Origin of the sequence: Chitinophaga agrisoli (assembly GCF_008386695.1) — a bacterium.
In the GTDB taxonomy this organism is placed as follows: Bacteria; Bacteroidota; Bacteroidia; order Chitinophagales; family Chitinophagaceae; genus Chitinophaga; species Chitinophaga agrisoli.
The window spans coordinates 1-304 of the sequence record NZ_VUOC01000016.1 but is presented as its reverse complement, the minus strand read 5'-3'; the positions used below and the strand labels follow the sequence as shown (position 1 = coordinate 304).

Annotated in this window: 1 protein-coding gene; it reads left to right on the top strand. The window is 45.1% G+C overall.

Annotated features, from left to right (window positions below; all coding sequences use genetic code 11):
• The coding region (locus F0L74_RS34475; protein WP_213087164.1) for a hypothetical protein at positions 1-304 on the top strand (304 nt) is incomplete at both ends.

Sequence of the window (304 nt, the reverse complement as noted above, 5' to 3'; positions counted from 1 at the left end):
TTCAGGCGCAAGTACAAAAAGGGCCAAGAGGAAGAACAAGCAAAGAAACGTACTAGAAGGACCGAAAAGTTCCAACGTGCGATTGTTGGTGCTTCACTTAGTGACATTATGGCTAAGCGTAATATGAAGCCTGAAGTACGTAAAGCGCAGAGAGAACAGGCCATTAAGGCGGCAAAGGAACAAAAGAAATCAACTAAAGCTGCCAAGAAGACTACAGCTCCTCCTACGAAGGCTAAATCACAACCTAAAGCAAAGGCTGCTAAAGTCAGTCAAAAAGCAGCACCTAGAGTTGGTGGAAAGCGCT